This window comes from Nocardia sp. NPDC060255, from assembly GCF_042727395.1.
GTDB lineage: Bacteria > Actinomycetota > Actinomycetes > Mycobacteriales > Mycobacteriaceae > Nocardia.
Map to the genome: position 1 here is coordinate 179,149 of NZ_JBHXAU010000003.1, position 23,012 is coordinate 202,160.

The following is a 23,012-nucleotide window of genomic DNA, read 5'->3' on the forward strand; positions in this document are numbered from 1 at the left end:
CCGCTAGCGAACTACTTGGCGGGTCAACGGGATTGGAGCCAGGCGCGGAACTGCGCGCTGTCGAATTCTTTGCCCGCCAAGGACGGAGTCGTCCCCGAGGAGATGACGGTGACCCGAGTTCGTGTCCAGGCGAACCAAGTGTGGGTCGGATAGTCGAGTAGGAGTCGGGCATCGGCTGCATGCGGTTGGCTTGTCTCTTCCACTCCCGTTGCCATGGCACGTGGCAGGTACGGCGGTGATGGTTCCAACTGCACCGTGTCGGTGGTGCTGCGCCCAGCCACGTGCACCGGTACCGCGAGATAGGACTTCTTTCCGGCGCGGTCGAGGGTTGGCTCGTCGCGGGACGACGGATCGGTCGCGTAGACCGTGACCGGTGTGCCATCCCGCCGAAATACCGTGGCCCCTGCGTCATTCGACGCATCCACCGATCGAAGGAACGATCCCGCGAGGCGCTGCGCCGCCGGAGTATCGATCGCGCGGTCGATGGCACCGCTGTCCGGCTCGCTCTCCCACGCCGTCGCGGGTGGATCGTGATTCGAACACCCTGACAAGGCCAGCCCGACCGCACAGAGGCCGATCGCGAAGCGTCGAACCGATGCGCTCATCGGGGCGCGATGCCGTAATCCTCGCCGAACCACGTCCAGTCCGAATTCCGGGTGTAGGAGTCGATCGACTGCGTGACGCTGCGTCGCGAGGACGGCCAGGGATCCCCATAGGTGATGGTGCCCGCATCCACGTCGAAGCCATAGATGACCTGTGCGTGCCCGCCGCCGGCCGCCCACGCGATGCCGGTGAGGATCGGCCGATCGGCCGATATCTCATCGACGACCTTGGTCATCGACAACGGCGCACCGACGGCCGCATCGAAGCCGATCCCCCGGAAAGCCGAGGCGATCTGCTCGAGCGAGGCCTCGTCATTGGGGCAGCCGCCGTCGGCGCTGACGCCGTGTACCAGTGCGCAGTACTGATTCTGGCTGATCGGCCGGTGCAGATACGTCGCAATCGACGACCCATCCGCAGCCCAGCACCACTGATCCGCGGTCTGTGCCTGTTGCAGATAGGGCAGTGTCTGCGCACCGAAGACGGCGCTGCGCGGTTCCGGAACCCGGGGCAGGTTCGGCGTCACCACCAAACCGTGCGGATGCCCGACCGTGGAACCTGGCTCGGCCGCAGCCGATCCGTGCAGTGCGAAGGCGAGGAATACCGCGACCGAGCAGCAGAACAACTTCCATTTCGACGCCACGCCTCATCCTTCCGAGCGGAAATACCATGGCACGCTACATATCTCTGCACTCGGCCGCAATACCGTCGCATCGAATAACAGGGTATTTGGGCGACTTGGGTGAATTTACTTGCGAGACACCGCCGTTAACAACGACTTAAATGAATCAGGCTGACTTTTATATTGTCGCCGCCGAAACGACGTGGAACACTCCCTGTTCAGTTCGCCGATCATTCCATCCAGAAGTGATGGATCATGGGGCTCAGCAGGAGGAACCTTGCTTTATTCACGCTTGTCCACCGCCTTCGTATCAGCCCTGGGAATCGGTTTGGCGGTATCCGCCACCGCACACGGCGCCCCGGACGTACCCACCCCGCAGCTCAAGCATCACGCGTTCGGACTCGACCGCGCGGCCGCCCACGACAGCCTGAGCCGGGACACCACCGTCGGTTCGGCGCTGCCGGTTCAAGTGGGCGCGATCGGTGCACCACCCGCCTCGTATTCGCTGCGCCAGTACGCTTTACCCGCGGGCGATCAGGGGCAGGTCGGCTCATGCGTCACCTGGGCGACTGGATATACCGGGTATGGGGTGCTGATGAACGAACAGCAGATCGCGGGCGACCCGATGGCCCCCATGTTCATCTACGCGCAGATCGCCCAGGGTAACGATCAAGGCACCTACGCCGGAGTCGCCCTGCCGATCGAACAGCAACAGGGCATCGATACGAAATCCGACTACTGGCAAGGCGATTTCGACTATACGACCCAGCCCGACGCGAAGGAACGCGCGAACGCCGCACATTACAAACTGTCCGGAGCGCTGGATCTCACCAAGGGCGACATCGTCACCAACATCAAGAAAGCGATCGCCTCCGGCCTGCCGGTCCCCTTCGGATTCGACGTCAGAGAAAGCTTCGAAGACCTCGACAGCACCAACGACAACTACAACCCCTCCCCCAACGAGAAAATCCTGGGCGGCCACGAGGTCACCATCGTCGCCTACGACGCAAAAGGGGTGACAATCGAGAATTCCTGGGGCCCCAACTGGGGCAAGAACGGCTTCTTCACCGCCCCTTGGTCTTTCATCACCAGCGCCGACGTGAACGAAATCCACTCGATGGGCCGCCTACTCCCCGCCTGAGCTATTTGGTGAGGTGCGCTTCGAAGGCGATCCGGTCGCCGCGGTAAAGGCCGCGGACTCGCTCGATCGGGGCGCCGTCGGCGTCCAGACTGCGGCGGTGCAGCAGTAAAAGCGGTAGGGCTGTGGTGCATTCGAGCAGTGCGGCCTCGCGCGGGGAAGCGAGGACGGTTTCGATGCGTTCGGTGGCGCGGCCGAAGATCACACCCGAGCCGCGGACTGCGGCGTATAGGGAGGTGGTCGGGTCGTAGGTGGTGCGCAGGTCGGCGAAGCGGTGTAGTGGGAGGAAGGTGCTTTCCAGGCCGATGCGTTCGCCGTCGGCGAGTAGTACTCGCTCCAGGTGCATGACCGAAGTACCCACGGGCACAGCGAGATCGCGGGCGGTGTCGGCGTCGGCGGGTACGTCGTCCCAGCTGACGAGCAGGCGGCCGGGGACGCGGCCGTAACTGATGGCGCCCTCGGTGTAGGAGCGAAGCGACAAGGGCTGCACCATTTTCGGGCGGGACACCACGGTGCCGCGGCCTTGTCGGCGAATTCGGCCCTCCACCAGCAGATCTCGCAGCGCCTGGCGGACGGTCTCGCGTGCCACCTCGAACCGGACTGCCAGATCGCGTTCCGAGGGCACCGGATCGCCCTCGGCCAGGTCGCTGAGAATCGTTTCTAGCTCGGTGCGCACGCGATACGACTTCGGCAGCCGGTCGGGCAGCGCGAATTCGGTGCGCCCGCCGAGTATCTCGTCGGGTGCCACCGCGGCGCCGACCCCGTCCACCTCCGTTGCTTCCATGTGGCACAGCATACCCACAATTGGTCTATACCAATTGTTAACCTAGCGTTTGCGCGGGAAACACCCCTTGGTCTAGACCAATGTGCACCATAGGGACCATGCGATTGGTCATCATCGGAGGTGGGATCCTCGGCACCGCACACGCCCTGGCCGCTGTCCGCCGCGGTCACGAGGTCGTGCAGTTGGAGCGGGAGACCGAGGCCCGCGGTGCCACGGTACGCAACTTCGGCCTGGTCTGGGTGTCCGGGCGCTCGGCCGCCGAATTGGCGCTGACGCTGCGCTCCCGCGAACTGTGGGAGGAGATCGGCGGCCAGGTACCCGGCGTCGGGTTCCGCGCCAACGGCTCCATCACGCTTGTCCGCACTCCCGTCGAGCTGGCCGTCGCCGAAGCCGCCGCGGCCAGCGCCTCGGCCGAGGCCCGCGGATTCGAGTTGCTCGAGCCGGAGCAGGTCCGCGCGATCAACCCGGCGCTGCGCGGGAAATTCTTTGCCGGACTGCACTGTTCGACCGATGCCGCGGTCGAGTCGCGGCAGGCGCTGCCCGCGCTGCGCGCCTACCTGGCGGCCACCGGCCGCTACACCTTCCACGCGGGCACCGAGGCCAGGTCGGTCATCGACACCGCCGCCGGCGCCACCGTGCGCGACGATCAGGGCCGCCGCTTCGACGCCGATCTGGTGCTGGCCTGCCCTGGCGCCGCGCACAGCGGCCTGGCCCGCGAACTGGTCGACGACCTGCCGGTGCGCCGGGTCCGGCTGCAGATGATGCAGACCGCGCCGCTCGGCGAGCCGCTCACCACCGCCATCGCCGACGGCGACAGCTTCCGGTACTACCCCGGCTTCGCGGGCGACGAGGTGGACACGCTGAATCGCGAACAGTCCCAATCGGCTACCGCCGCCGAGCACAAGATGCAGCTGCTCTGCGTGCAGCGGCTGCACGGCGGGCTCACCATCGGCGACACCCACGAATACGACGAGCCGTTCGCGTTCGACGTGGACGAGGCGCCCTACGAGCACCTCACCGCCGTCACCGAGGAACTGCTCGGACGCAAACTGCCGCAGGTGGTTCGGCGCTGGGCCGGCGTGTACAGCCAGAGCCTCGACCCGACCGCGCTCGTCACCCGCGCCAAGGCCGGCGAGCACACCTGGGTGATCACCGGCCCCGGCGGCCGCGGCATGACCCTTGGCCCCGCGCTCGGCGAGCAAACCGCCGACCTGCTGAACTTGTGAGGATTGCGTTGTCTGAGAACACCATTCAATTGGCCGTGCTGGACATGGCGGGCACCACCGTCGCCGACGGCGGACTGGTGCTGCGCGCGTTCGACGCCGCCGCCACCGCGGCGGGCATCGACGCGGAAGGACCCGAACGTGAACAGGCCCGAAAGTACGTGCTGGACACGATGGGTCAGTCGAAGATCACCGTCTTCCGTGCGCTGTTGAGCGACGAAGACCGGGCCCAGGAGGCCAACCTGGCTTTCGAGGCCGCCTATGAGGCGTTGATCGACGAGGTCGACATCACTCCGATTCCCGGTGCGGCCGAGGCCATTACCAAGCTGCGCGACGCGGGCGTCAAGGTCGCGCTCACCACCGGCTTCAGCCGGGGCACCCAGGACCGCCTGCTGCACGCACTGGACTGGAAAGACATCGCCGACCTCACGCTGGCCCCGTCCGACGCCGGGCGTGGGCGCCCCTACCCCGACATGGTCCTCACCGCGCTGCTGCGTTTGCAGGCGGATGCCGTGAATCGTGTTGCGGTGCTCGGCGATACGACGAGCGACATCGCCACCGGCTTGGCCGCGGGCGCACGGATCGTCGCGGGCACACTCACCGGCGCGCACGACGCGGCGCAACTGCGCGCGGCGGGCGCCACCCACATCGTGCCCTCGGTGGTCGAGTTCGCCGACCTGGTGCTCGCCGAGCACACCTGACTCCGTCGACCGGCCCGCGCCGCCGACGGTCCACCCGCCCCTTCGACTCCGACACTCCTCACGAACCGAAAGTTGTAGTCATCGTGCGTACTTCGTACAAGCCGGCCGAGCTGGCACGCACCCTCGCCCGCACCGCACTGGTCGTCGCGACCGCCACCGCCGTCGCGGCCACCGCGGCCTGCGGCGGCACCGGCACCGAGAGCGCCAGCGGCAAGTCCGTCACGGTCTACTCCGCCGACGGTGTCGGGCCCTGGTACCAGACTCAGTTCGCGGCGTTCCAGAAGCAGACCGGGATCGCGGTCAACCTGGTCGAGGCGGGCTCCGGCGAGGTCGTCAACCGGGTCGACAAGGAGCAGGCCAACCCGCAGGCCGACGTGCTCGTCACGCTGCCGCCGTTCATCCAGAAGGCGAAAGCCAGTGGGCTGCTGCAGGACAGCGGCGTCGACACCAGCACCGTCCCGGCGACCGACAAGGACGCCGAGGGCAAGTACGTCACGCTGGCCAACAACTACCTGTGCTTCATCGCCAACCCGTCGGTGGACGCCACCAAGCTCACCTGGGACGACCTGCTGAAGCCGGAATTCAAAGGCAAGCTGCAGTATTCGACGCCCGGCCAGGCCGGTGACGGCACCGCGGTGCTGATCCTGCTGCAGAAGCTGCTCGGCAAGCAGGGCGCGCTGGACTACCTGAACAAGCTGCAGGCCAACAATGTCGGGCCGTCCTCCTCGACGGGCAAGCTGCAGGCCAAGGTGGACAAGGGTGAACTGACCGTCGCCAACGGCGATGTGCAGATGAACCTGAGCACCATCAAGGACAAGGCGTCGAAGTTCAGCGTCTTCTTCCCGGCCGCCGCCGACGGCAAGAAGTCGACCGTCGCGGTCCCCTACGTGATGGGCCTGGCCAAGGGCGCCCCGCACAAGTCCGACGCGACGAAGCTGATGGAGTTCCTGCTCTCCGCCGAGGTGCAGAAGACGCTGGGCCCGGACGCTTTCGCGGTGCCCGCCCGCGCGGAACTGCGCGATGCCCCGGTCACCGGATCGGGGCCGTCGCCGAGCGCGTCGCTCAAGGGTGTCGAGGTGCTTCCGGTCGATTGGAACAAGGTGCTCACCGACCTGGACGGCGACATCGCCGCCTACCAGAAGGCCACCGGTAGCTGAAACGCCGTCAACCACAAGGGAGTCGACATGTCCACCGGTGACGCGCTCACGAAATCAACCACCTCCGCCCCGCCCCTACCCGCCGCCAGCGAACCGGCGATCGTGTTCGATCGGGTCGGGGTCAGCTACCGCAGCGGCCGCAAAACCACTGTCGCGCTGGCCGATTTCACGCTGCGCGTCGCCGCGGGCGAGACCGTCGCCCTGCTCGGACCGAGCGGCTCCGGCAAGTCGACCGCGCTCAAGGCCCTGGCCGGATTCGTCCGGCCCACCTCGGGCGCGGTCCGGCTGGCCGGGCGCGACGTCACCGACCTGTCGCCCGCCAAACGCGGCATCGGTGTTGTCGTGCAGTCCTACGCACTGTTCCCGCACATGAGCGTGCACGGGAACGTCGCCTTCGGGCTGAAGTCACATCGAGTGCCGCGCAACGAGATCGGCGACCGCGTCAGCGAGGCGCTGGCCATGGTCGGCATGGGCGCCTACGCCAAGCGGCTGCCGAGAGAACTGTCCGGCGGCCAGCAGCAACGAGTGGCGATCGCCAGGGCGCTCGCCATCCGGCCCAAGGTGCTGCTGCTGGACGAGCCGCTCGCCGCGCTGGACGCGCAACTGCGCCAGTCCATGCTCGGCGAACTGCAGCAGCTGCGAAAGGCATTGCCGGACACGGCGATGCTGTACGTGACGCACGACCAATCCGAAGCGCTCGCGCTGGCCGATCGCATCGCGGTCATGCGCGACTCGCGTCTGATCGATATCGACTCTGCCGAGAACCTCTGGCGGCGACCACCCAGCGACTTCACCGCCGCATTCCTGGGCGGCGCAAACCTGCTGCCGTGCACGGTGAACCGCCTCTCGGGCGGATCCGCGCTAGTCACCGTCGGCACCCAAACCTTGCGCGCGGAAGCACCCACACCCGGTGTCGGCCAAGAGAACTGGGTTCTCGATGCCCCCGCCCTGCTGTGCGTGCGCCCGCACACCGTGCGCATCGTCGCCACCTCCGAGCGCGACGCACTGCGCGGCACAGTGGCCTCCGCCGTCTGGCGCGGCGCATCGACCCGTCTGACCGTGGCGGTCGACGGCTTGGCCGACGAGGTCACCGCCGACGTCCCCGGCCAGGTCGACACCGCCATCGGTGCCGTGGTCGGTGTCCGTTTCCCCGATCCGGCCGGAGTGTTGATCCCCCGCCCGGTCGGCCGCACCACCCCCATCGAGGTTCCGCAATGACGCGCGGCCAGCGTTCGCGCGGGTCAGTGGAAGGCGGCCGGTCATGAGCATCCCCGCGGTCCTCGAACCGATCGCCGCGCCTGAGTCATCGAGTCAGCCTGCGCGGCAGCGTAACTGGAAGCCGGTGCTGTGGACCCTGCCGCCGCTGCTCGTGGTGCTGTTCATCGCCGTGTACCCGATCGTGCGGGTGCTCGCCGAGTCGACGGTGACGCCGTCCGGCCGGGGCACGTCGGTCTGGTCGCAGGTGCTCGGTTCCGAGTCGTTCCGGGATGCGTTGTGGCGCACCGTGTTCATCGCGGTGAGCTCGGTCGCGGGCTGCCTGGTGCTCGGCACGTTTCTGGCGATCGTGCTGGCCTTCGTGCCGTTTCCCGGGTCGCAGGTGGTGGGTCGGCTGATCGATACCGTGCTGACGCTGCCGTCGTTTCTCGTCACGCTGGCGTTCACCTTCCTCTACGGCACGGCGGGCGCGGTGAACGCGCTGATCACCCACCTCACCGGCAACAACGAACCGACACTGAACTTCTTGAGCACCCCGCTCGGCGTAATCCTCGCCGAGATCACCTTTTTCACGCCGTTCGTGGTGCGCCCGCTGCTCGCCGCGTTCGCCCAACTACCGCGTGAACAGCTCGACGTGGCGGCGAGTCTCGGCGCATCGCCGTGGCGGGTGCTGCGCCAGGTGGTGCTGCCCGAGGCGTGGCCCGCGCTCGCGGCGGGCGGCAGCCTGGTATTGCTGTTGACGCTCAACGAGTTCGGCATCGTGTTGTTCACCGGCGCCAAGGGCGTGATCACGCTGCCCGCGCTGATCTATACCCGCGGCATCGTCACCTTCGATCTGCCCGGCGCGGCGGTGCTCGCCTCGGTGCAGGTGCTGCTGTCGCTCACGCTGTACATCGGCTACCGGCTGATCTTCGCTCGGTTCATGGCCAGGAAGGAGCACTGACGCGATGCTGATGTGGACCAAGCGCGGCCGGGCCATCGTGCTCGCCGTCTTCGCGCTCGTCGTGTTCGTGGTGTTCGTCGCGCCGATCGCCACCGTGGTCGGCGCCGCGTTCGCCGGGCACTGGACCGGCCCGCTGCCATCGGACCTCGGCTTCGCCAACTTCGGGCGCGCGCTGTCCGGCGAGCAGGCGGCCAGCCTCTCGGTGAGCCTGCAGACCGCGCTCATGGCCGGTGCCGTTTCGCTGATCCTCGGCACCTGGGCGGCGCTGGCCTCGCGGGAGGCGCCCGGCTGGTGGCGGCGCTGCACCGACGCGGTGTTCCATCTGCCGGTCGCGGTGCCGTCGGTGGCCATCGGCCTCGGTGTGCTGATCGCGTTCAACGAGCGCCCCGTGCTGCTCGGCGGCACCAAATGGATTGTCATCCTTGCACATTCGGTGCTCGTGCTGGCCTACGCGTTCAGCGCGGTCGCCGCCGCCCTCGACCGCCTCGACCCCGGTTACCGCGAGGCCGCCGAATCGCTCGGCGCGAGTCCGGTCCGGGTGCTCTGCCAGGTCACGCTGCCGCTGCTGCTGCCTGCGCTGGGCGCGGCCGCCGGACTCGCCGTGGCCTTGTCGATGGGCGAACTCGGCGCCACCATCATGGTGTACCCGGCCACCTGGAAGACGCTGCCGGTCGGCATCTTCGCCGAAACCGACCGCGGCGAGGTCTTCGACGCCGCCGCGAGCACCACGCTGCTGGTCCTGGTCACCCTCGTCGCGCTCATCCTCCTCGGCCGCATACGCAGCCGCGCCGCCCTGCGCTGACCACAGCCGCACGCCTCCTGATGGGGGTAGTGCGGCGCGCGGCGGTCCGGGCGCAGGTTCGCGTGTCGACCTAGGATGGCGACGTGTCAGCACTTCCCTTGATCTTCACCGCGAGTTGGGCGAGCGGGGTCAACGCCTACGCTGTGGTGCTGCTGCTCGGGCTGTTCGGCCGCACCGGCCTCTCCGATTCGGTGCCGGACGCCCTGCAGCGCACCGACGTGCTGATCGCCGCCGCGGTCCTGTTCTTGATCGAGGCGGTCGCCGACAAGATCCCGTACTTCGATTCGTTCTGGGATTCGTTCCACACCGTGGTCCGGCCCGCGGCGGGTGCTGTCGTGGCGGCATTGCTTGCGGGACAAGACGGTTCGCTGCCCGAGCTCGCGGTGGGCGCGGTCGGCGGCGTCACCGCGCTGGCGAGCCACCTGGTCAAGGCGGGCACCCGGATGGCGATCAACACCTCGCCGGAACCGGTCACCAATATCGTGACGAGCACCGCCGAAGACATCTCCGTCGCAGGCCTGGTGACCCTCGCCATCTTCCACCCGCTCCCGGCGGCCATTATCGCGGGCGTGCTGCTGGTGATCGGGTTGCTGCTGGTGGCGTTCCTCGCCACCCGCATCCACCGCTACCTGCGCCGCCGCAGACAGCGCCGGGAGGCACGCAGCGCGGCCACGATCTGACCGCGGGGCGGGCGCCGTTTTTGATCTCGGTCCGGCGAAACCCCGTGCGCGCGACATATCCTCACAACGACTACGGGGTTCCCTCCGCATCTGAGAGAAGGTTGGCGGTCCAACAATGGCAGCACCGGCGACGAAGCTAGTGAAGGACATCGAGCCGTTGTCCGCGCCGCAGCGGCGGCGGGCGATCGCGACGGTGGCGCTGCGGCTGGCCGGTACCGCGGAACTCGGCGCGCTGCTGACCGATCTGGCGGGGCGGGGCCGTTACGAGCGGATCCTCTCGATTCACCTGGCCTCGATCGCCACCGACCGCGAACATCTTGTCGGGCAACTGGATTCGCCGGGTCAGGAGTTCGTGTCGCGCGCGGTCGTCGCGCTGGTCCGGCTCGGTGTCGAGCCCAGGGTGCTGGTCGAGCGGTTGCCGCGGATGGCGCAGCGGACGCGGCAGGTGCTGTATCGCGCGGTCGGCCGGCGCACACTGGACCCCGGCCTGACCGATGCCTTGCTGCCCGAGGTCCGGCGACTGTTCGGAGACGCCGAGGCGGCGCGGATTCTGCCCTATTGCTCGACGCGGCTGGTCGTCGAGCAGCTGCCCGAGTTCGCCTACGCCGCGCCGAACTGGCAGACGTTGAGCCGCAGACACACCGAGGCAGTACTCACCTACCTGACAGACCTGGCAGCACAGGCGGGTGAGTCCGACTGGCCCGAGCTGTGGCCGCGCATCGCCGCCGGCGCGGGCGCCTTCGCGCTGCATGCGCCCGACCGCCTGCTGGCGCTGGCCGCGCAGGCGGTGCGGTACGTGCAGATCCGCGGCCTGGACGCGATCGCGGGCAAGTTGACCAGGCACGCCCCCGATGCCGTCGTCGCACTGATCCTGCATCCGAGCGGTCGCGGCAACTGCCTCGCCGGACGCGCGGTGTTCCTGGCCTTGCGCGAGCTCCCCGACGATCGGCTGACCGCCGTGTGCGCCGCGTATTCCGGCTATCACCGGCGGCGATTCCTGCATGCCCTGCCGCCGAGCCGGCGCACCGAGCTGGTGCGGCAGGTGTTCATCCGGCCCGGCGTCGATGCCGCGCACGTCGATCTCGACGCACTCGACAGCCTGCCCCGGGACGATCGGGCGACGCTTGCCCGTGAACTGCTGTCTCGCCAAGGCGGTTCCGACGATCGGCCGGTCCGTGAGCGGCTGATCGCCCGGTTGTCGTGGGAGGAAGCCGAGCCCGTCCTGCACGAAAGTATCCGCCGCCCAACGGCCGACGAGCGCGCCGAGGCCTATCCGCTGCTGATCGTCGCGGCCGTCGGCAGCCGTGATCCCGCGGTGGTCGGCACGCTGCTCGAATCGCTGCGTCGTCTGCGCAATGAGCAGGACCCGGTGCGGCGCACCGCGTTACAGGCGATCAATCAGATCCCGCTGACGCTGTTGCGCGCCGAACACCTGCCCGCGCTGGAGATCCTGGGCACCGACGCGCTGCAGGCCCGCGATCGATCGTCGATGACCACCGACGCGGTCGGCGTGCTGGCGCGCGGGCTGCTGGTGCACGGTGCCCGCGCCGACGATCCGGCCTGCACGGAGTCGGCGCTTCGGTTGATCGAAAGCCTTGCGGCGCATGCCAGCTCGATTTCGCTGTGGGGCCTGGACCGTGATCTGCCGCGCGGCGCGGAACATCGACTATTCGCGGCACTGCGTCGGCGGCTGGACGGCGATGCGGTGCGCGATGAGTGGAGCCTCACGCTCGGCCTCGCCATGGGTCTGAACGAGCGCGCATGGCACGTCGCGCCCTTGCAGCAGCTTCTGCTGCGGGCCTGCGGCGCCCGCAACGACTCCGTGATCCACCGCGCCGTCGACCTGGTGCTGGCCAACCCGGCCACCCGCGACGAGCACCTCGCGATCCTGCTGAACCGGGACCGCTCACTGATTTCACTGCCGCGGGTGCAGCATGTGATCGCCACGCGCCGCACGGATCTGCTCGACATGGTGCTCAGCGGTGCCACGCCCGGCCGCTTCATCGCGCCGAAAGTGCGCCTGGTGCCCGACTTTTCGGCAGGCTTCGACGGCTGGACGCCACGGCAGGTCGAACTGTACGCGCGAGCGCTGACCGGACTGGTGCGGTCGAAGGAGTCCTCGCTATGGGAAAAGACGTGGGCGGTCCGGCGATTGGGCCATCTACCGGGTAGCGTCGCGCGCCTCGTCGGCTACACCGATCACCCCGAGCTCACGGTGGCCGAGGCGGCGCTCACCGCGCTCGGCCGCAGCGATGAGGCCGAGGCCGCGATCGGCGTGCTCGGCCGGTATGTCGACTCCGATCGGGCGCGAGTCGCGGTGAGCGGCATCGCTTCCCGCGCCAGGAGCATCGCCCCGGATCGGCTCGCCGGCGCGCTCACGCGACTGCTGGATTCGCCGAAGATCACCTCGCTCAAGGAGGGGGTGCGGCTGCTCGCGGCACTGCACGTGCCCGAGGCGATGGCCACCATCCGGGCGATCTGGGACCGCCCGAACCAGCATCGCGACGTCAAACGCGCGGTCGTCTTCGCGTGCCGCTGGCTGCTCGACCAGGACGAGGCCTGGCAGATTCTCGCCGAGGCCTCCCATGACCCGGCCGTAGCGAGCGAGGCCCTGAATCTCACGCCCGAACTGCTGCCGATTCCACAGCGCCGCAAGATGGCCGAGCTGGTGCGCGAGATGGCGGGCGGCGCCGATGTCCAGCTGGCCACCGAGGCGATGCGGGTGCTCAGCGCGTGGCAGCGCTGGGCGCCCGCCGACACCGGCGAGATGCTGGTGCGCAGGCTCGCCGATCTCGGTGAGGCGGGGCTGTGGCGGCAGGCCGCGCGGGTGCTGGTCGGCGGAGATTTCCGGGCGGAGCTGCCCGCCGCGGTGGATCGGCTGCTCGCCGCCGAGGACATCGTCATCGCGGGGCGCGATCTGCCTGCGCGCCAGCGACTCTCGACGCTGGTCAGCAGTCTCGGCAGCGCGGCGCTGAGCTCGGATGAGGCGCGCGCGACGGCGGTGGTCGTGGCCAAGCGGCTGGCGGGCGAGACGCAGTGGCGACGGTTCGCGATCGATCTGCTGCTCGCCCAGATCCGTTGGGCCGATGCCGCGTCGAGCGCGCGATCGATCCAGCAGGCGTGTGGTCTGGCGCGAGGAGCCCTGGTGGTCTATCCGGCCGAACAGCTGCGGACGCAGTTGGCGCGGACCGGGCAGATGGTCGATGCAGAGACCATGACAACCGTGGCTCGGGATCTGTCCACCGACGTGGACAGTGCGACCGCGTTGGCCGCGCTGACGTTGATCTCGCAGTGTGGCAACCACTTCGGCTGGACAGCCGCCTGGCTGGAGCTACTCGCTCGAATGCGCACGCACGGGCAGAGCATTGTCCGGGTGGCGGCGCACGAAATCTTCACTATTGCTGAGTGATTGCCGAGAAATTCCCAGCGGGCGTGCCGCGCCAGTCGACCACGCGGCACGCCGGGCGGGGCGCCCCGTTGCGCCCGCCGTCACTGTGCAGGCGACGTAATCGTCCAGAGTGCGTCACTGGTCGGATGACAAACCTGGGACATCGCCTTTGTGCAAGCGACGCTGTCGGGGCAGTGTCACTATCGCGGTGAAATCCGTCAGTCGAAAGATCACTGCTCGGGCAATCGACGACGGCCGCCGGCCACGTCGGTTACCAAATCAGTGTACCCATCGACGAGTTCTGCCAAGTGGTACCAATGTTTATGGGTATTGTCGCTGCGCGCGCCGTCGACGTCGATGGCCTGGTTCGCGTCCACCCAGCTGCGCGCCATCCGGTCCACCACCGCACCGAGGCTTTCCGTGTGCAGCGACGCGCCGTTGCGGTGCTGCGGGATCTCCTTGCCGATCCAATCATTGATATCATCGACGAGTTCGCTACGGCGGCAGTCGATTTCGACGATCAATGTGGCATCGCGCACCTGCTGCCTGCGCGCATGCAGCTCGGCAAGTGCATGCGCGGACCGCAGCATTTCCCGATCTTGAAAACGGCGTCCTTGAAAGGCACACAATAGCTGCGGAGCGGTAGGCAGAACCCCCACCGTTGGCGCGCTCATGCCTGCACCTCGAGCTCGCCCGACACCAACACGCTTTGTACCAACATAATTGGCTCTCGATTCGGTTATCCCGGTCATCGGATCGGTTGTTCACAACTAGGCTAGCTGGATCATGCACTTACCGATGCAAGAACGCAAGAGTGCGTCTGCATTGCTGCGACTCGTCTGTAAGCGCACCTTCACACGCTCGGTTTCTCAGCTGGACAACAGCTTCAACGCCTGGTGAACCGGGGCGTCGCCGATGACCTCGGGCGATGCGAGAGCCTACTTCGCATGTGGGCACGGGCGGGGCGCGGCGCGCCGATCGCGCGTCCTGATAGCGGATCAGTATGCGCCGGAAGGGATGCCGACCGGTTGCTTACCGGTCGAGAAGACGGCGGTTTCCGCCGCGAAACATGTCAAGGTGGGTTGCGAACAGCGCCCTGTTCTGACTCTCGCTCAGCGCATTCGGGTGAACGAGACGTAGTGATCACCGGTGTACCAGGCGGATCGATCGTTTCCGGTGACGATGCGTTCGGCATCGCGGTTCTGCCCCGGCTTCTTGATGTTGACGTCCCACTCCTGATACGCGATCCGCTGCCCCGCCGCATCGGCGCTCGGCAGCGTCCCCTCCCGATTCGACCAGGTCCCACCGCCTTTGGTGCCGGACCCGTCGTTCGGCGGCCAGGTGCCCGCATCGATCCGCGCCAGCGTGTCCCAGGCCCGCTGCGGAACGGCGGCACTGACCAGCGTGACCGCCTCGCCCCGCACGGACCTCGGCGAATGCTCCTGCGCGCCCGCCGACAGTCCGAAGACCAACGACAACGCCGCCGCGACGACAGCGAGAATGTGCACGAACCGCTTCGAGGTCGAACCCGCCCCAGTCATACCGAGTAAAACTACGGGCCCAAGTCGAACACCAGGTTTCCGCAGGTTTCCGATCCGTGAAGCCTTGGTGCCGATCCTTTCGGGGGAACCGCCGATGCCGGAACCGGAAACCTTGGAACCCAGCGGGTTCGACAGCGTACGCTTTCGTCCTACGAACGCGCTCGCGGTCGCACATTTGCCGCCGCACGCGGGCTCTCCCCCAGGCGCGAACGCGATAGTGCGTGCCGAGTGCGTGGATCGAAGGGATGGTGTCATGGCAGGCAAGCGCACCGTGCTGACCGTGCGATTGCGCCGGTTGGCCGCGATGCTGCACGAAATGCGCGAACACGCCTCGCTCAGTAAAGAGGAGGTGAGTGCGCAGACCGGGATCAACGTCACCACGTTATATCGGATCGAGACGGCGCAGGCGCGGCCGCAGCGGCGCACCCTCCAGGCGATGCTCGATCTGTATGCGGTGAGCGAGGAACAGCGCGACGACGCGATGGAGTTGCTGTCCGACGCGCTGAAGCCGGGTATGTCGCGGGCGTACGAGGGCAGCGTGTCGGAGGTGTACGCGGCGTACATCAACTTCGAGGCCGAGGCGTTGTCCGCGCGGCATTATCAGACCTCCACCATCCCAGGACTTTTGCAGACGATGGAGTACGCGACGGCGGTGATCGACACCTCGATGCCGAAGGTGGAGGCGGCGATCATGGAGGATCGGGCGCGCGCCAGGATGGATCGGGCCGCCAATCTGACCAAGGAGGAGCCGCTCGAGCTGTGGGTGGTGATGGACGAGGCGGCGATCCGGCGCACCGTCGGCGGGCCCGCAGTGATGCACGGCCAGTTGGATCGGTTACTACAGGAAACGAAGCGTAAGAACGTGATTCTGCAGATCCTGCCGTTCGAAGCGGGCGCCCATCCCGGCATGGCGGGTTCGTTCACGCTGCTGGACTTCCACGACCCGGCCGATCCGGAGTTGGTGTACGTGGAGGGCATCGCGGGCGACGAGCTGATCGAGGGTCATCCCGAGATCCGGCGCTTCGGCGTGATTTTCGATCAGTTGCGCGCGATGGCGTTGAGCCCGCGCGACTCCGCGGAGATGATCATCGAAGCCGCGGCGCGGATGGGCCGCTAGCTCCGGCTGGCCCGCCGGTAACCGACGGCCGCGGGCACCGCGAACACCACGATCGCGCCGACCGACCACGCGATGGTGGCCAGCAGCGGAGCGCGCACCGCCCCGCCCAGCGACAGCCCACGCATCGCATCGATCGCGTAGGTCATCGGTTGATGCGCGACGATCGGTTTGGCCCAGCGCGGATACGCGGTCAGCGGCACGAATCCGGTGCTGAAGAACATCATGATCGACGATCCGAGCGAAACCGCCTCCACCAGTGCGGTTTTCGCGCTGAATACCGCGACGGCGGTGACCAATGTCGCGAAGCCGAGCCCGTACAGCAGCGGCACACCGAACAGGGCGATGCCGGCGAGCACGCCCTGCTCGAACCGGAAGCCGAGTGCCATACCCACCGCGAACAACACCATGGTGCACAACAGGATTCGGACGCCCTCGGCGAGGATTCGCGAGGCAAGCCCGGACGCGCGATGCACCGGCAGCACCCACAGCCGGGCCAGCAGGCCTTGATCGCGTTCCCGGCCGAGCGTGATCGCGCCGGCCAGTGACCCCGACATCACTCCCACCAGCGCAACCATCGGCACCGAGCCGTACAGCGCGCTCGCGCCGGAGAATGTCGAAATCTGCTTGCCGAGCACGGTATTCAACACGATCAGCAGCAATGCCGGGAACACCAGCGACTGCACCATCGTCAGCGGGTCACGCCACCACCGCAGTAACAGCCGTCGGGTCTGGATGACGGTCTGCGGCACCAGCAGCCGCCAGGTCTCGGTCTTGCCGTACACCAGCGGTAGATTCGCTGCCGCGATGTGGTTGTCCGTCTTGGTCATTCCGACCTCCGCACGGCGACCACCGCGCCGAGCACCCCGAACACCACGAGTAGCCCTGTCGCCCAGGCCAAGCCGGGCCCGAGTACCGGCCAGCCGACGACTCCCGCGTTGCCACTCGGATCACCGGCCAGCGCACGCAGCCCGTACACGAACTGCGATACCGGCTGATTGCGGGCGAAACCCTGTAGCCAGGACGGGAATTGGCGCGCGGGCGCGAGACCGGTGGATACCAGGCCGAGGATCAACTGCGGGAAGATGAGCACCTGCGTGATCGCCTCCGGACTCTTGGCCAGGCTGCCGATCAGGTCCGCGCCCAGGCACAGCGCCAACGCCACCAGCAACGCGAACGCCATAAATCCTGCTGTTTCCCACCAGCTTCCGTAGAACTCGACGCCGATCACCCGGCCGCACAGCACCGCGACGGCCAACGAGATCATCGCGCGATACATGGCGGCGGTGATCCGGGCCGCCAGCGGTGCCACCGCGGGCATCGGCATCGAGCCGAATCGGATGGTGAGCCCGTCCTTGGCGTCGCTGGCCGCCCGGAACGCGGCCGAGGTCGCGCAGAACGCCACCGCCTGCATCACGATCATCGGCATCAGGAACTGCGCGTAGCTGCTGAGTCCGTGCCCGTACACGCTCATCACCAGGTTCAACGGCACATAGAACCCGAGGGTGAACACGGTCGGCGCGACCACCGCGGTCACCAATTCCCCGTTGCGCCACGACGGCCGGATCAGCCGGCAGGTGAGCACCCACCATTGCCCGACCGCGCCGATCCGCGGCCGGGACGGCACCGTCAGCAGGCTCATCTGCACGCTCTCATCCTGCGGATATCCGCGCCGGTTTGCCGGGAACCGGCACTTGTCCGCATGTCGCGGGCGGCCGTCCTAAGAGATACCGAGATAGCGTCCGGTTCGGTTCATCGCGTCACACAGCCTGCAGCGTCCAATTCTTCGCGTTCGCGCTGCTGTGTTCCGACAGTGCAGCAAGTCACGTCGGGTTCGTCCGGATCGGTAGATGACTACGCGCAACCCTGTGAGTAATGTGTGCCGAGATGACCAGCATGGAAGCTCGTTTCGGTGACGCGCCCCGGACCGTGCCCCTCCCCAATCCGTGGAATCTGACCGCCTACCTCGCCGCCGTTGCCGCACACCGTGGCCGCTCCATCAGCCTGCACACCGCGTCCAAGGCGCTGGTGAACGAGATCGGTTGCGGCGGAGGCGGTCTGTGGGTCGCGCGCAAACACGACGATCTCATCGTCTACGACGCCGACGCCACCGATCGCAACGCCGATCACATCATCCTGCACGAGGTAGGGCACATGCTGCTCGGTCATGGCACGCAGGAGTCCGATCGCCGCACACCGGTGCCGCCGACGCTGACCCTGATGTTGCCCTCGATTTCGCCGCAGTCGGTCGAGCATGTCCTCGGGCGCAGCGAATTCGGGGTCGATCGGGAGCGGGAGGCGGAGGTGTTCGCCGATATGACCATGGTCTACGCCACCCTGCCACAGCGCCGGAATCGGTCGTTCCGGCTGTTCGGGCGCGGGAAGTAAGTCACCACTGGTCGTACGGGTCATCCGGTAGCCGCCGGATGCCGTTGCGCAGATCCTCGATGAGGTCCTGGTAGCCGTCGGCCATTTCCTCGATCTGCACCCAGGCGTCGTAGAAGACCGCCTCCGGGGCGAACGCCAGCGCCGCGAAGGCCTGCGCGGTCATGCAGGCGAGCCGGTCCACCATTCTGCCGACGGTTTCGGTGTGCTCGGGTGCGGCGATCTCCGGGACCGGGGTCGCCAAGGTGACCCAGCGATCGATGGTGCGCACCAACTGCAGGCGCCGCTGATCGATCTTGACCGCCTCGGCGGCCGGAGTGCGCTCGCGCACCAGGTGCAACTGGGCCAGTTCGCCCGCCGCCTCCAGCATCGGATGGTCGTCGTGCGGAAAGCCGCGGAAGGCGGCGAGCAACAGATCTTTCGCGGGCAGCGTCCGGTCCGGGTTCACCTCAGCGCCCCCGCCCGGCCGCGCGTCGGTGCGCCCCGCCCCTCGGGTGGTGACGTCGCCGCAGCACATCCCGCACCTGGCACACATCGATAGCGTGAACGAGACTGCCCCCCTTCACGTAGATTTCACCAACTTCCGTTCGTCCGACACGCGCTGGTCAACCGCCTCCCCACCAGCCTGCCGCCGCATCGATCGGGCTCGGCAAACCTCGAGTGACCACACCTTAATCTGCCACTCGGAAGTAATCACCTGCGGCTATGCCCAGCCGACCCGACGCCGCAACCAATCCCGGGCAAGCCGGGCAAATCTCGCTTGATGAGCGCGCAGGTGCGGCGAGCGAGGCGGTGGCGGTTGCCGGGAACCAACCGCCCAGTACCCCGCCAGCGCGCACACGAACGCGTCGATGGCGACCGGGGCGATACCTGCCTATGTGTCAATGGGAGTGGGCGACCAGATAGTCCGGGCCGCCGACGTATGTGGTGTCGCCGGATTCGGTGGGGCTGGTGGTCGCGTCGGCTACCGCGGTGGCGAATTCGGTGACGGTGGGGAGGGTGGCTTGGGTGCGGCGGGCGGCGACGGCGGCGGGGTTTCGGCGTTCCAGGAGTTGGACGATGATGGTGCCGTCGATCATGTCGCCGGAGACGGTGTGCAGGGTGATGCCGTGCGTGGTGAGGGTGGGAATCATTGCGCGGAGGGCGTTTTCGCCTGCGCGTTTGCTGGCGGCGATGGGTTCGTATTCGGCGGGGACCGGTTTGCGGCCGTGAAAGTGGGCCTGGTGGCTGGTGACGAAGACGATGCGGGAGCCGGACGGCAGGTGGGGTAGGGCCAGCTCGACGAGGCGGGTTTGGGCGTCGCGGTTGATCGACATGGCGTAGTCGGGGGCGGCGTTGCGTTCGAGGCCGCCGGAGGCGTTGAGGATCAGGACGTCCAGTCGGCCGTACTGCTCGGTGATGGTTTCGATGAGGGTGCGGGCGGAGGTTTCGTCGGAGATGTCGGCGCCCGCGGTCGAGGCGCTGCCGCCCGCGGCGTTGATCTCGTCGGCGAGTGTCTCAGCGCGCCTGAGCTTTTCGCGATAGTTGAGGATCACGTGGTCGCCTCGGTCGGCGAGGATGCGCGCGGTTTCGGCGCCGATGCCGCGAGAGGCACCGGTGATCAGAACGACTCGCTGTCCGGCTGGATGACCCACCGTTTCCCTCTCGATTACGGACCGTCGGCCCGGCGGACTGCTTCTAAATCAGAATCACTATGGTAGTTCTGAATGAGAAGCGCAAGCGGGGCGAAGCCGCCCACCGGCCGGATCGATCCGCCGGTATTGGCCGCGATGGAACTGCTGGGACAGCGGTGGATCCTGCGCATCCTGTGGGAGCTGGCGCCCGGACAACTCGGGTTCCTCGAACTGCGGCGGCGGATGGACAACTGCTCGTCCAGCATGCTTTCGGTGCGGATGCAGCATCTGCAGGGCGCGGGGCTGATCGTGAAGAACGCGGACAAGTCCTATGAACTCACCATCGCGGGAACAGAACTCGGCACCGCGCTGCAGGACGTCTGGCAGTGGTCGCGGAAGTGGGAAGCCGCACTCACCGACTGAGCGAGTTGACCTTCGGCCTACCTGAGACCTCACGATGGTCGGGTGGCAGACGACGGGTTGATCACGATAGGTGTTTTAGCGCGAGCGAGCGGGCTCACGGCGAGTGCGCTGCGGTTTTACGACGACTGCGGGTTGCTGGTGCCCGCGCGGGTCGATCCGCTCACCGGATATCGGTATTACACCGAGGCCCAGCAGGAACGGGCAGCGTTGATCCGTCGCCTGCGGGCGATCGAGGTACCGCTCGAATCCATCTCGAACATCCTGTCCGGCGAGGTCGAGCGCGCTGCGCGACTGCTGGACGAGCACGTCGGTGAGCTGCAGCGACGAGCGCGGGCGGCCGCCGACATTGCCGCGAAGATCAAGCGGACACTAACGATCGGGTCGCTGGATGATCGCGTCGCGTTGCCTGCCGCATTGCTGGCGGACGCGTTCGAGCAGGTGCGATCCGCCGCGGCGGGCACTCGCGAAATCCCGGTTCTCGCAGGAATTTTGCTGGAGGCGGGCGCGAATTCGCTGACGCTCACCGCCACCGATCGCTACCGGCTCTCGACTCGGACGGTGGTGTCGCGGGATCGACAGGGCAGCGACTGGTCGGTGGTCGTCGAGGCAGGCGATCTCGCGCCGATCATCGGCTGGCTTCGGCGGCTCGACGAAATCGTCGCCGCCCCAACCGATCAGGGACTGCTGCTCGTCGGCGACGATGCCGAGCGACAGTGCCAACTGATCGATGAGCCGTTTCCTGACTATCGAGCAGTCTTGTCGAGCCTGGGACCGGTCCGAACCCGCGTGCTGACGGCCCGCCTGCCGTTGCTGGCGCTCCTCGAAAACAGCGCCCCCACAGTCAGATTCGAGATAGACAACGCCGGTCTCACGGTGTCCCACAGCAGCAACCGACATCACCTGCCCGCCACGGTCACCGGCTCCGACATCGACCTCTTCTTCGACGTCACCACACTGCTCCCCGCGATTCACACCGCCCTGGGCCCCGATCTCATGCTCGACATCACCGCGGCCGACCACCCGGTCGTCCTCCGCTCCGCCACCGACGGCGACCTCACCACCCTGGCCATGCCGACCTGGCACCCAGCCGACAGATAGGACCCCCATGACCGACGACACGATGACCGCCATCACGCGCGCGGTAGCACTCGGGCACGAAGGCCAACCCGACGCAGCCCGCGAATCACTGCTCGCCCTATGGAATTCCTTTGCCCCCCAGGGTGATCCACTGCACCGCTGCACCCTCGCCCACTACCTCGCCGACCTGCACGACGACGCGGCCGAGGCACTGACCTGGGACATTCGTGCCCTGGACGCCGCCGATTCGCTGACCAACACCCGTGCACAGGAATTCGACGCATCGCTGGACGTCCAAGGCTTCTACCCGTCCTTGCACCTCAACCTCGCCGACAACTACCGCAGGCTGAGCTCCTTCACCGCCGCCCAACGCGAACTCGCCGCCGCCAGAGCCACGTTGCACGCCCTCCCCGACACCGCTTACGGCACCACGATCCGCAGAGCGGTCGATGAAGTCGAAGCAGCGGTCGAAGCGCAAGACACCCGCCCACGAGCCTCCGCCCCGACCGGCCGTGGCTAGCCGAAGCACCAGCGTCGCTCGGTGCTGACGTGCTCGGCGTTTGCCGGACCGCACCGCAGGGCCATGTAATTGGGGGCGTGCGTCCGCACTTGATCCACCGAATACTCCTCGTGGACAGGATCATACGACGTAAAAGGGGACGCCTGATGAAGAAGACAGTCGCGATAGCTGCCATGATCGCCGGGCTCGCCGCACCAGCCGGACTCGCCGCAGCGGAACCCGTCTCCGCACCGACCGCTGTCGGCCCGGTCGCCGGGCCGCCGACCGGTTCGTCCTCGGCCGATATCTTCTGCGGGGTGCTCTGGATCCTGAAGGGCGGCGGCAACGCCGACTGCAGCTTCTGAGCGAACGCGAACGGCCCGCACTGCTCGGCGTGCGGGCCGTTTGCCTCGTCGCAGGCGCAGCCATAGCCGCGAACTTGCCGACCAGGAATTTCTGCCGAACAACACAATTGGCGTTAAGGCGACGCTAACCTAAGCGACGCACCGAATTAGGCAGTATACGAAGCCACCGTGCACCAACAGGTTTAGGCTGTGCGCCGTGGTCGAACCCCAACCGTCAATCGCACCCCATCCCGACATCGCTCCCTTGGCGCCGCTGCTCGGCACCTGGCGTGGCGACGGGCACGGTGAATACCCGACCATCCAGTCGTTCGATTACCTGGAAGAAATCCGGTTCGGCCATCTCGGCCGCCCGTTCCTCACCTATCGGCAGCGCACCCGCGCCGCCGACGGCAGCCGCCCGATGCACGCCGAAACCGGCTATCTGCGCTGCCCGAGCCCGGACCGGGTCGAATTGATCTTGGCGCACCCCACCGGCATCACCGAAATATGCGAGGGCGCACTGAATGTCGCCGACGGCGCGCTGCACATGGAATTCGACTCCACCAGCATCGGCCGCTCCAGCACCGCCAAACTCGTTACCGCCCTCGGCCGCACCTTCCAACTGAAGGGCGACACCATCGATTACACCCTGCGCATGGCAGCGGTCGGCGAACCCTTGCAACACCATCTCGCCGCCACCCTGCGCCGCGCCGAATAACTCACGCTCGCCCGCACACCCTCCGCCGAGCGGTGCAGGATCCGA

General features: G+C 67.3%; 25 protein-coding genes. 16 read left to right on the plus strand and 9 right to left on the minus strand.

The genetic code is table 11. From position 1 onward, the window contains the following. Positions 1-23: 23 nt before the first annotated feature. Complete coding sequence (locus ACFWF1_RS09075; RefSeq protein ID WP_379284640.1) at positions 24-605, minus strand: hypothetical protein; 582 nt, start codon at positions 603-605, stop codon at positions 24-26. Further along, a complete protein-coding gene (locus ACFWF1_RS09080; protein WP_379284641.1) occupies positions 602-1,243 on the minus strand; it encodes a papain-like cysteine protease family protein in 642 nt (213 codons plus the stop codon). The genes ACFWF1_RS09075 and ACFWF1_RS09080 overlap by 4 nt, the downstream gene beginning before the upstream one ends. Positions 1,244-1,424: 181 nt before the next feature. On the opposite strand from ACFWF1_RS09080, the gene ACFWF1_RS09085 reads away from it, so the two are divergent. Next, positions 1,425-2,363, plus strand: a complete 939-nt coding sequence (locus ACFWF1_RS09085; protein ID WP_379284642.1) for a C1 family peptidase — start codon at positions 1,425-1,427, stop codon at positions 2,361-2,363. 1 nt (position 2,364) lies between these two features. Here ACFWF1_RS09085 and ACFWF1_RS09090 read toward each other — a convergent pair whose 3' ends face one another. Further along, positions 2,365-3,144 (minus strand): GntR family transcriptional regulator, encoded by a 780-nt coding sequence (locus tag ACFWF1_RS09090; RefSeq protein WP_379284643.1) that lies wholly within the window; start codon positions 3,142-3,144, stop codon positions 2,365-2,367. Between the two features lie 98 nt (positions 3,145-3,242). Here ACFWF1_RS09090 and ACFWF1_RS09095 point away from each other — a divergent pair, with 98 nt between their 5' ends. From ACFWF1_RS09095 to ACFWF1_RS09130, 8 genes are all read left to right on the plus strand, one after another. Beyond that, a complete protein-coding gene (locus tag ACFWF1_RS09095; protein WP_379284644.1) occupies positions 3,243-4,370 on the plus strand; it encodes a TIGR03364 family FAD-dependent oxidoreductase in 1,128 nt (375 codons plus the stop codon). An 8-nt stretch (positions 4,371-4,378) separates the two neighbouring features. Continuing rightward, a complete protein-coding gene (locus ACFWF1_RS09100) occupies positions 4,379-5,068 on the plus strand; it encodes a phosphonatase-like hydrolase (RefSeq protein WP_379284645.1) in 690 nt (229 codons plus the stop codon). An 83-nt stretch (positions 5,069-5,151) separates the two neighbouring features. Beyond that, entirely contained in the window at positions 5,152-6,225 is a 1,074-nt protein-coding gene (locus ACFWF1_RS09105) for a 2-aminoethylphosphonate ABC transporter substrate-binding protein (RefSeq protein ID WP_379284646.1), read from the plus strand. 27 nt (positions 6,226-6,252) lie between these two features. Next, positions 6,253-7,443 (plus strand): ABC transporter ATP-binding protein, encoded by a 1,191-nt coding sequence (locus tag ACFWF1_RS09110; protein ID WP_379284647.1) that lies wholly within the window; start codon positions 6,253-6,255, stop codon positions 7,441-7,443. Positions 7,444-7,486: 43 nt separating this feature from the next. Further along, complete coding sequence (locus ACFWF1_RS09115; RefSeq protein ID WP_379284648.1) at positions 7,487-8,383, plus strand: 2-aminoethylphosphonate ABC transporter permease subunit; 897 nt, start codon at positions 7,487-7,489, stop codon at positions 8,381-8,383. Between the two features lie 4 nt (positions 8,384-8,387). Further along, entirely contained in the window at positions 8,388-9,185 is a 798-nt protein-coding gene (locus tag ACFWF1_RS09120) for an ABC transporter permease (protein WP_379284649.1), read from the plus strand. Between the two features lie 83 nt (positions 9,186-9,268). Continuing rightward, the gene (locus ACFWF1_RS09125; RefSeq protein WP_379284650.1) at positions 9,269-9,865 is read left to right on the plus strand and encodes a DUF4126 domain-containing protein; all 597 of its coding nucleotides are present in this window, start codon (positions 9,269-9,271) and stop codon (positions 9,863-9,865) included. Positions 9,866-9,980: 115 nt separating this feature from the next. Beyond that, positions 9,981-13,274, plus strand: a complete 3,294-nt coding sequence (locus ACFWF1_RS09130; protein WP_379284651.1) for a hypothetical protein — start codon at positions 9,981-9,983, stop codon at positions 13,272-13,274. 209 nt (positions 13,275-13,483) lie between these two features. On the opposite strand, the gene ACFWF1_RS09135 is transcribed toward ACFWF1_RS09130, so the two are convergent. Both ACFWF1_RS09135 and ACFWF1_RS09140 read right to left on the minus strand, forming a co-directional pair. Next, positions 13,484-13,843 (minus strand): DUF4254 domain-containing protein, encoded by a 360-nt coding sequence (locus tag ACFWF1_RS09135; RefSeq protein ID WP_379284867.1) that lies wholly within the window; start codon positions 13,841-13,843, stop codon positions 13,484-13,486. Positions 13,844-14,365: 522 nt separating this feature from the next. Continuing rightward, positions 14,366-14,794: a ribonuclease domain-containing protein gene (locus tag ACFWF1_RS09140; RefSeq protein ID WP_379284652.1), complete on the minus strand. Its 429-nt coding sequence runs from the start codon at positions 14,792-14,794 to the stop codon at positions 14,366-14,368. Between the two features lie 253 nt (positions 14,795-15,047). Here ACFWF1_RS09140 and ACFWF1_RS09145 point away from each other — a divergent pair, with 253 nt between their 5' ends. Beyond that, on the plus strand, positions 15,048-15,911 hold the full coding sequence (locus ACFWF1_RS09145) for a helix-turn-helix domain-containing protein (RefSeq protein ID WP_379284653.1): 864 nt from the start codon (positions 15,048-15,050) through the stop codon (positions 15,909-15,911). Here ACFWF1_RS09145 and ACFWF1_RS09150 read toward each other — a convergent pair. Both ACFWF1_RS09150 and ACFWF1_RS09155 read right to left on the minus strand, forming a co-directional pair. Continuing rightward, a complete protein-coding gene (locus ACFWF1_RS09150; protein ID WP_379284654.1) occupies positions 15,908-16,738 on the minus strand; it encodes an ABC transporter permease in 831 nt (276 codons plus the stop codon). The two genes, ACFWF1_RS09145 and ACFWF1_RS09150, sit on opposite strands and share 4 nt — an antisense overlap. Continuing rightward, complete coding sequence (locus tag ACFWF1_RS09155; RefSeq protein WP_379284868.1) at positions 16,735-17,550, minus strand: ABC transporter permease; 816 nt, start codon at positions 17,548-17,550, stop codon at positions 16,735-16,737. Before ACFWF1_RS09155 ends, ACFWF1_RS09150 begins: the two co-directional genes overlap by 4 nt. A 245-nt stretch (positions 17,551-17,795) precedes the next feature. Here ACFWF1_RS09155 and ACFWF1_RS09160 point away from each other — a divergent pair, with 245 nt between their 5' ends. Next, a complete protein-coding gene (locus ACFWF1_RS09160) occupies positions 17,796-18,296 on the plus strand; it encodes a hypothetical protein (RefSeq protein ID WP_379284655.1) in 501 nt (166 codons plus the stop codon). Position 18,297: 1 nt separating this feature from the next. On the opposite strand, the gene ACFWF1_RS09165 is transcribed toward ACFWF1_RS09160, so the two are convergent. Both ACFWF1_RS09165 and ACFWF1_RS09170 read right to left on the minus strand, forming a co-directional pair. Beyond that, complete coding sequence (locus tag ACFWF1_RS09165) at positions 18,298-18,741, minus strand: DUF4254 domain-containing protein (protein ID WP_379284656.1); 444 nt, start codon at positions 18,739-18,741, stop codon at positions 18,298-18,300. A 433-nt stretch (positions 18,742-19,174) separates the two neighbouring features. Further along, a complete protein-coding gene (locus tag ACFWF1_RS09170; protein WP_379284657.1) occupies positions 19,175-19,927 on the minus strand; it encodes an SDR family oxidoreductase in 753 nt (250 codons plus the stop codon). A gap of 72 nt (positions 19,928-19,999) precedes the next feature. Here ACFWF1_RS09170 and ACFWF1_RS09175 point away from each other — a divergent pair, with 72 nt between their 5' ends. From ACFWF1_RS09175 to ACFWF1_RS09195, 5 genes are all read left to right on the plus strand, one after another. Then, the gene (locus ACFWF1_RS09175; RefSeq protein ID WP_379284658.1) at positions 20,000-20,329 is read left to right on the plus strand and encodes a winged helix-turn-helix transcriptional regulator; all 330 of its coding nucleotides are present in this window, start codon (positions 20,000-20,002) and stop codon (positions 20,327-20,329) included. A 42-nt stretch (positions 20,330-20,371) separates the two neighbouring features. Continuing rightward, positions 20,372-21,427 (plus strand): MerR family transcriptional regulator, encoded by a 1,056-nt coding sequence (locus ACFWF1_RS09180; protein WP_379284659.1) that lies wholly within the window; start codon positions 20,372-20,374, stop codon positions 21,425-21,427. Between the two features lie 7 nt (positions 21,428-21,434). Beyond that, positions 21,435-21,926, plus strand: a complete 492-nt coding sequence (locus ACFWF1_RS09185; protein WP_379284660.1) for a hypothetical protein — start codon at positions 21,435-21,437, stop codon at positions 21,924-21,926. A 146-nt stretch (positions 21,927-22,072) separates the two neighbouring features. Beyond that, positions 22,073-22,270, plus strand: coding sequence for a hypothetical protein (locus ACFWF1_RS09190; protein WP_379284661.1), 198 nt, complete (start codon positions 22,073-22,075; stop codon positions 22,268-22,270). Positions 22,271-22,466: 196 nt separating this feature from the next. Beyond that, entirely contained in the window at positions 22,467-22,967 is a 501-nt protein-coding gene (locus ACFWF1_RS09195; RefSeq protein ID WP_379284662.1) for a peroxynitrite isomerase, read from the plus strand. Positions 22,968-23,012 lie beyond the last annotated feature (45 nt).

Excerpts from the sequence above, each read along its gene's own strand:
- ACFWF1_RS09120 (WP_379284649.1), top strand. The coding sequence starts at position 8,388 with ATGCTGATGTGGACCAAGCGCGGCCGGGCCATCGTGCTCGCCGTCTTC.
- ACFWF1_RS09155 (WP_379284868.1), bottom strand. The coding sequence starts at position 17,550 with ATGAGCCTGCTGACGGTGCCGTCCCGGCCGCGGATCGGCGCGGTCGGG.
- ACFWF1_RS09145 (WP_379284653.1), top strand. The coding sequence starts at position 15,048 with ATGGCAGGCAAGCGCACCGTGCTGACCGTGCGATTGCGCCGGTTGGCC.
- ACFWF1_RS09075 (WP_379284640.1), bottom strand. The coding sequence starts at position 605 with ATGAGCGCATCGGTTCGACGCTTCGCGATCGGCCTCTGTGCGGTCGGG.
- ACFWF1_RS09140 (WP_379284652.1), bottom strand. The coding sequence starts at position 14,794 with ATGACTGGGGCGGGTTCGACCTCGAAGCGGTTCGTGCACATTCTCGCT.
- ACFWF1_RS09150 (WP_379284654.1), bottom strand. The coding sequence starts at position 16,738 with ATGACCAAGACGGACAACCACATCGCGGCAGCGAATCTACCGCTGGTG.
- ACFWF1_RS09110 (WP_379284647.1), top strand. The coding sequence starts at position 6,253 with ATGTCCACCGGTGACGCGCTCACGAAATCAACCACCTCCGCCCCGCCC.
- ACFWF1_RS09190 (WP_379284661.1), top strand. The coding sequence starts at position 22,073 with ATGAAGAAGACAGTCGCGATAGCTGCCATGATCGCCGGGCTCGCCGCA.
- ACFWF1_RS09135 (WP_379284867.1), bottom strand. The coding sequence starts at position 13,843 with ATGCTGCGGTCCGCGCATGCACTTGCCGAGCTGCATGCGCGCAGGCAG.
- ACFWF1_RS09185 (WP_379284660.1), top strand. The coding sequence starts at position 21,435 with ATGACCGACGACACGATGACCGCCATCACGCGCGCGGTAGCACTCGGG.
- ACFWF1_RS09115 (WP_379284648.1), top strand. The coding sequence starts at position 7,487 with ATGAGCATCCCCGCGGTCCTCGAACCGATCGCCGCGCCTGAGTCATCG.
- ACFWF1_RS09095 (WP_379284644.1), top strand. The coding sequence starts at position 3,243 with ATGCGATTGGTCATCATCGGAGGTGGGATCCTCGGCACCGCACACGCC.
- ACFWF1_RS09160 (WP_379284655.1), top strand. The coding sequence starts at position 17,796 with ATGACCAGCATGGAAGCTCGTTTCGGTGACGCGCCCCGGACCGTGCCC.
- ACFWF1_RS09175 (WP_379284658.1), top strand. The coding sequence starts at position 20,000 with ATGAGAAGCGCAAGCGGGGCGAAGCCGCCCACCGGCCGGATCGATCCG.
- ACFWF1_RS09130 (WP_379284651.1), top strand. The coding sequence starts at position 9,981 with ATGGCAGCACCGGCGACGAAGCTAGTGAAGGACATCGAGCCGTTGTCC.
- ACFWF1_RS09090 (WP_379284643.1), bottom strand. The coding sequence starts at position 3,144 with ATGGAAGCAACGGAGGTGGACGGGGTCGGCGCCGCGGTGGCACCCGAC.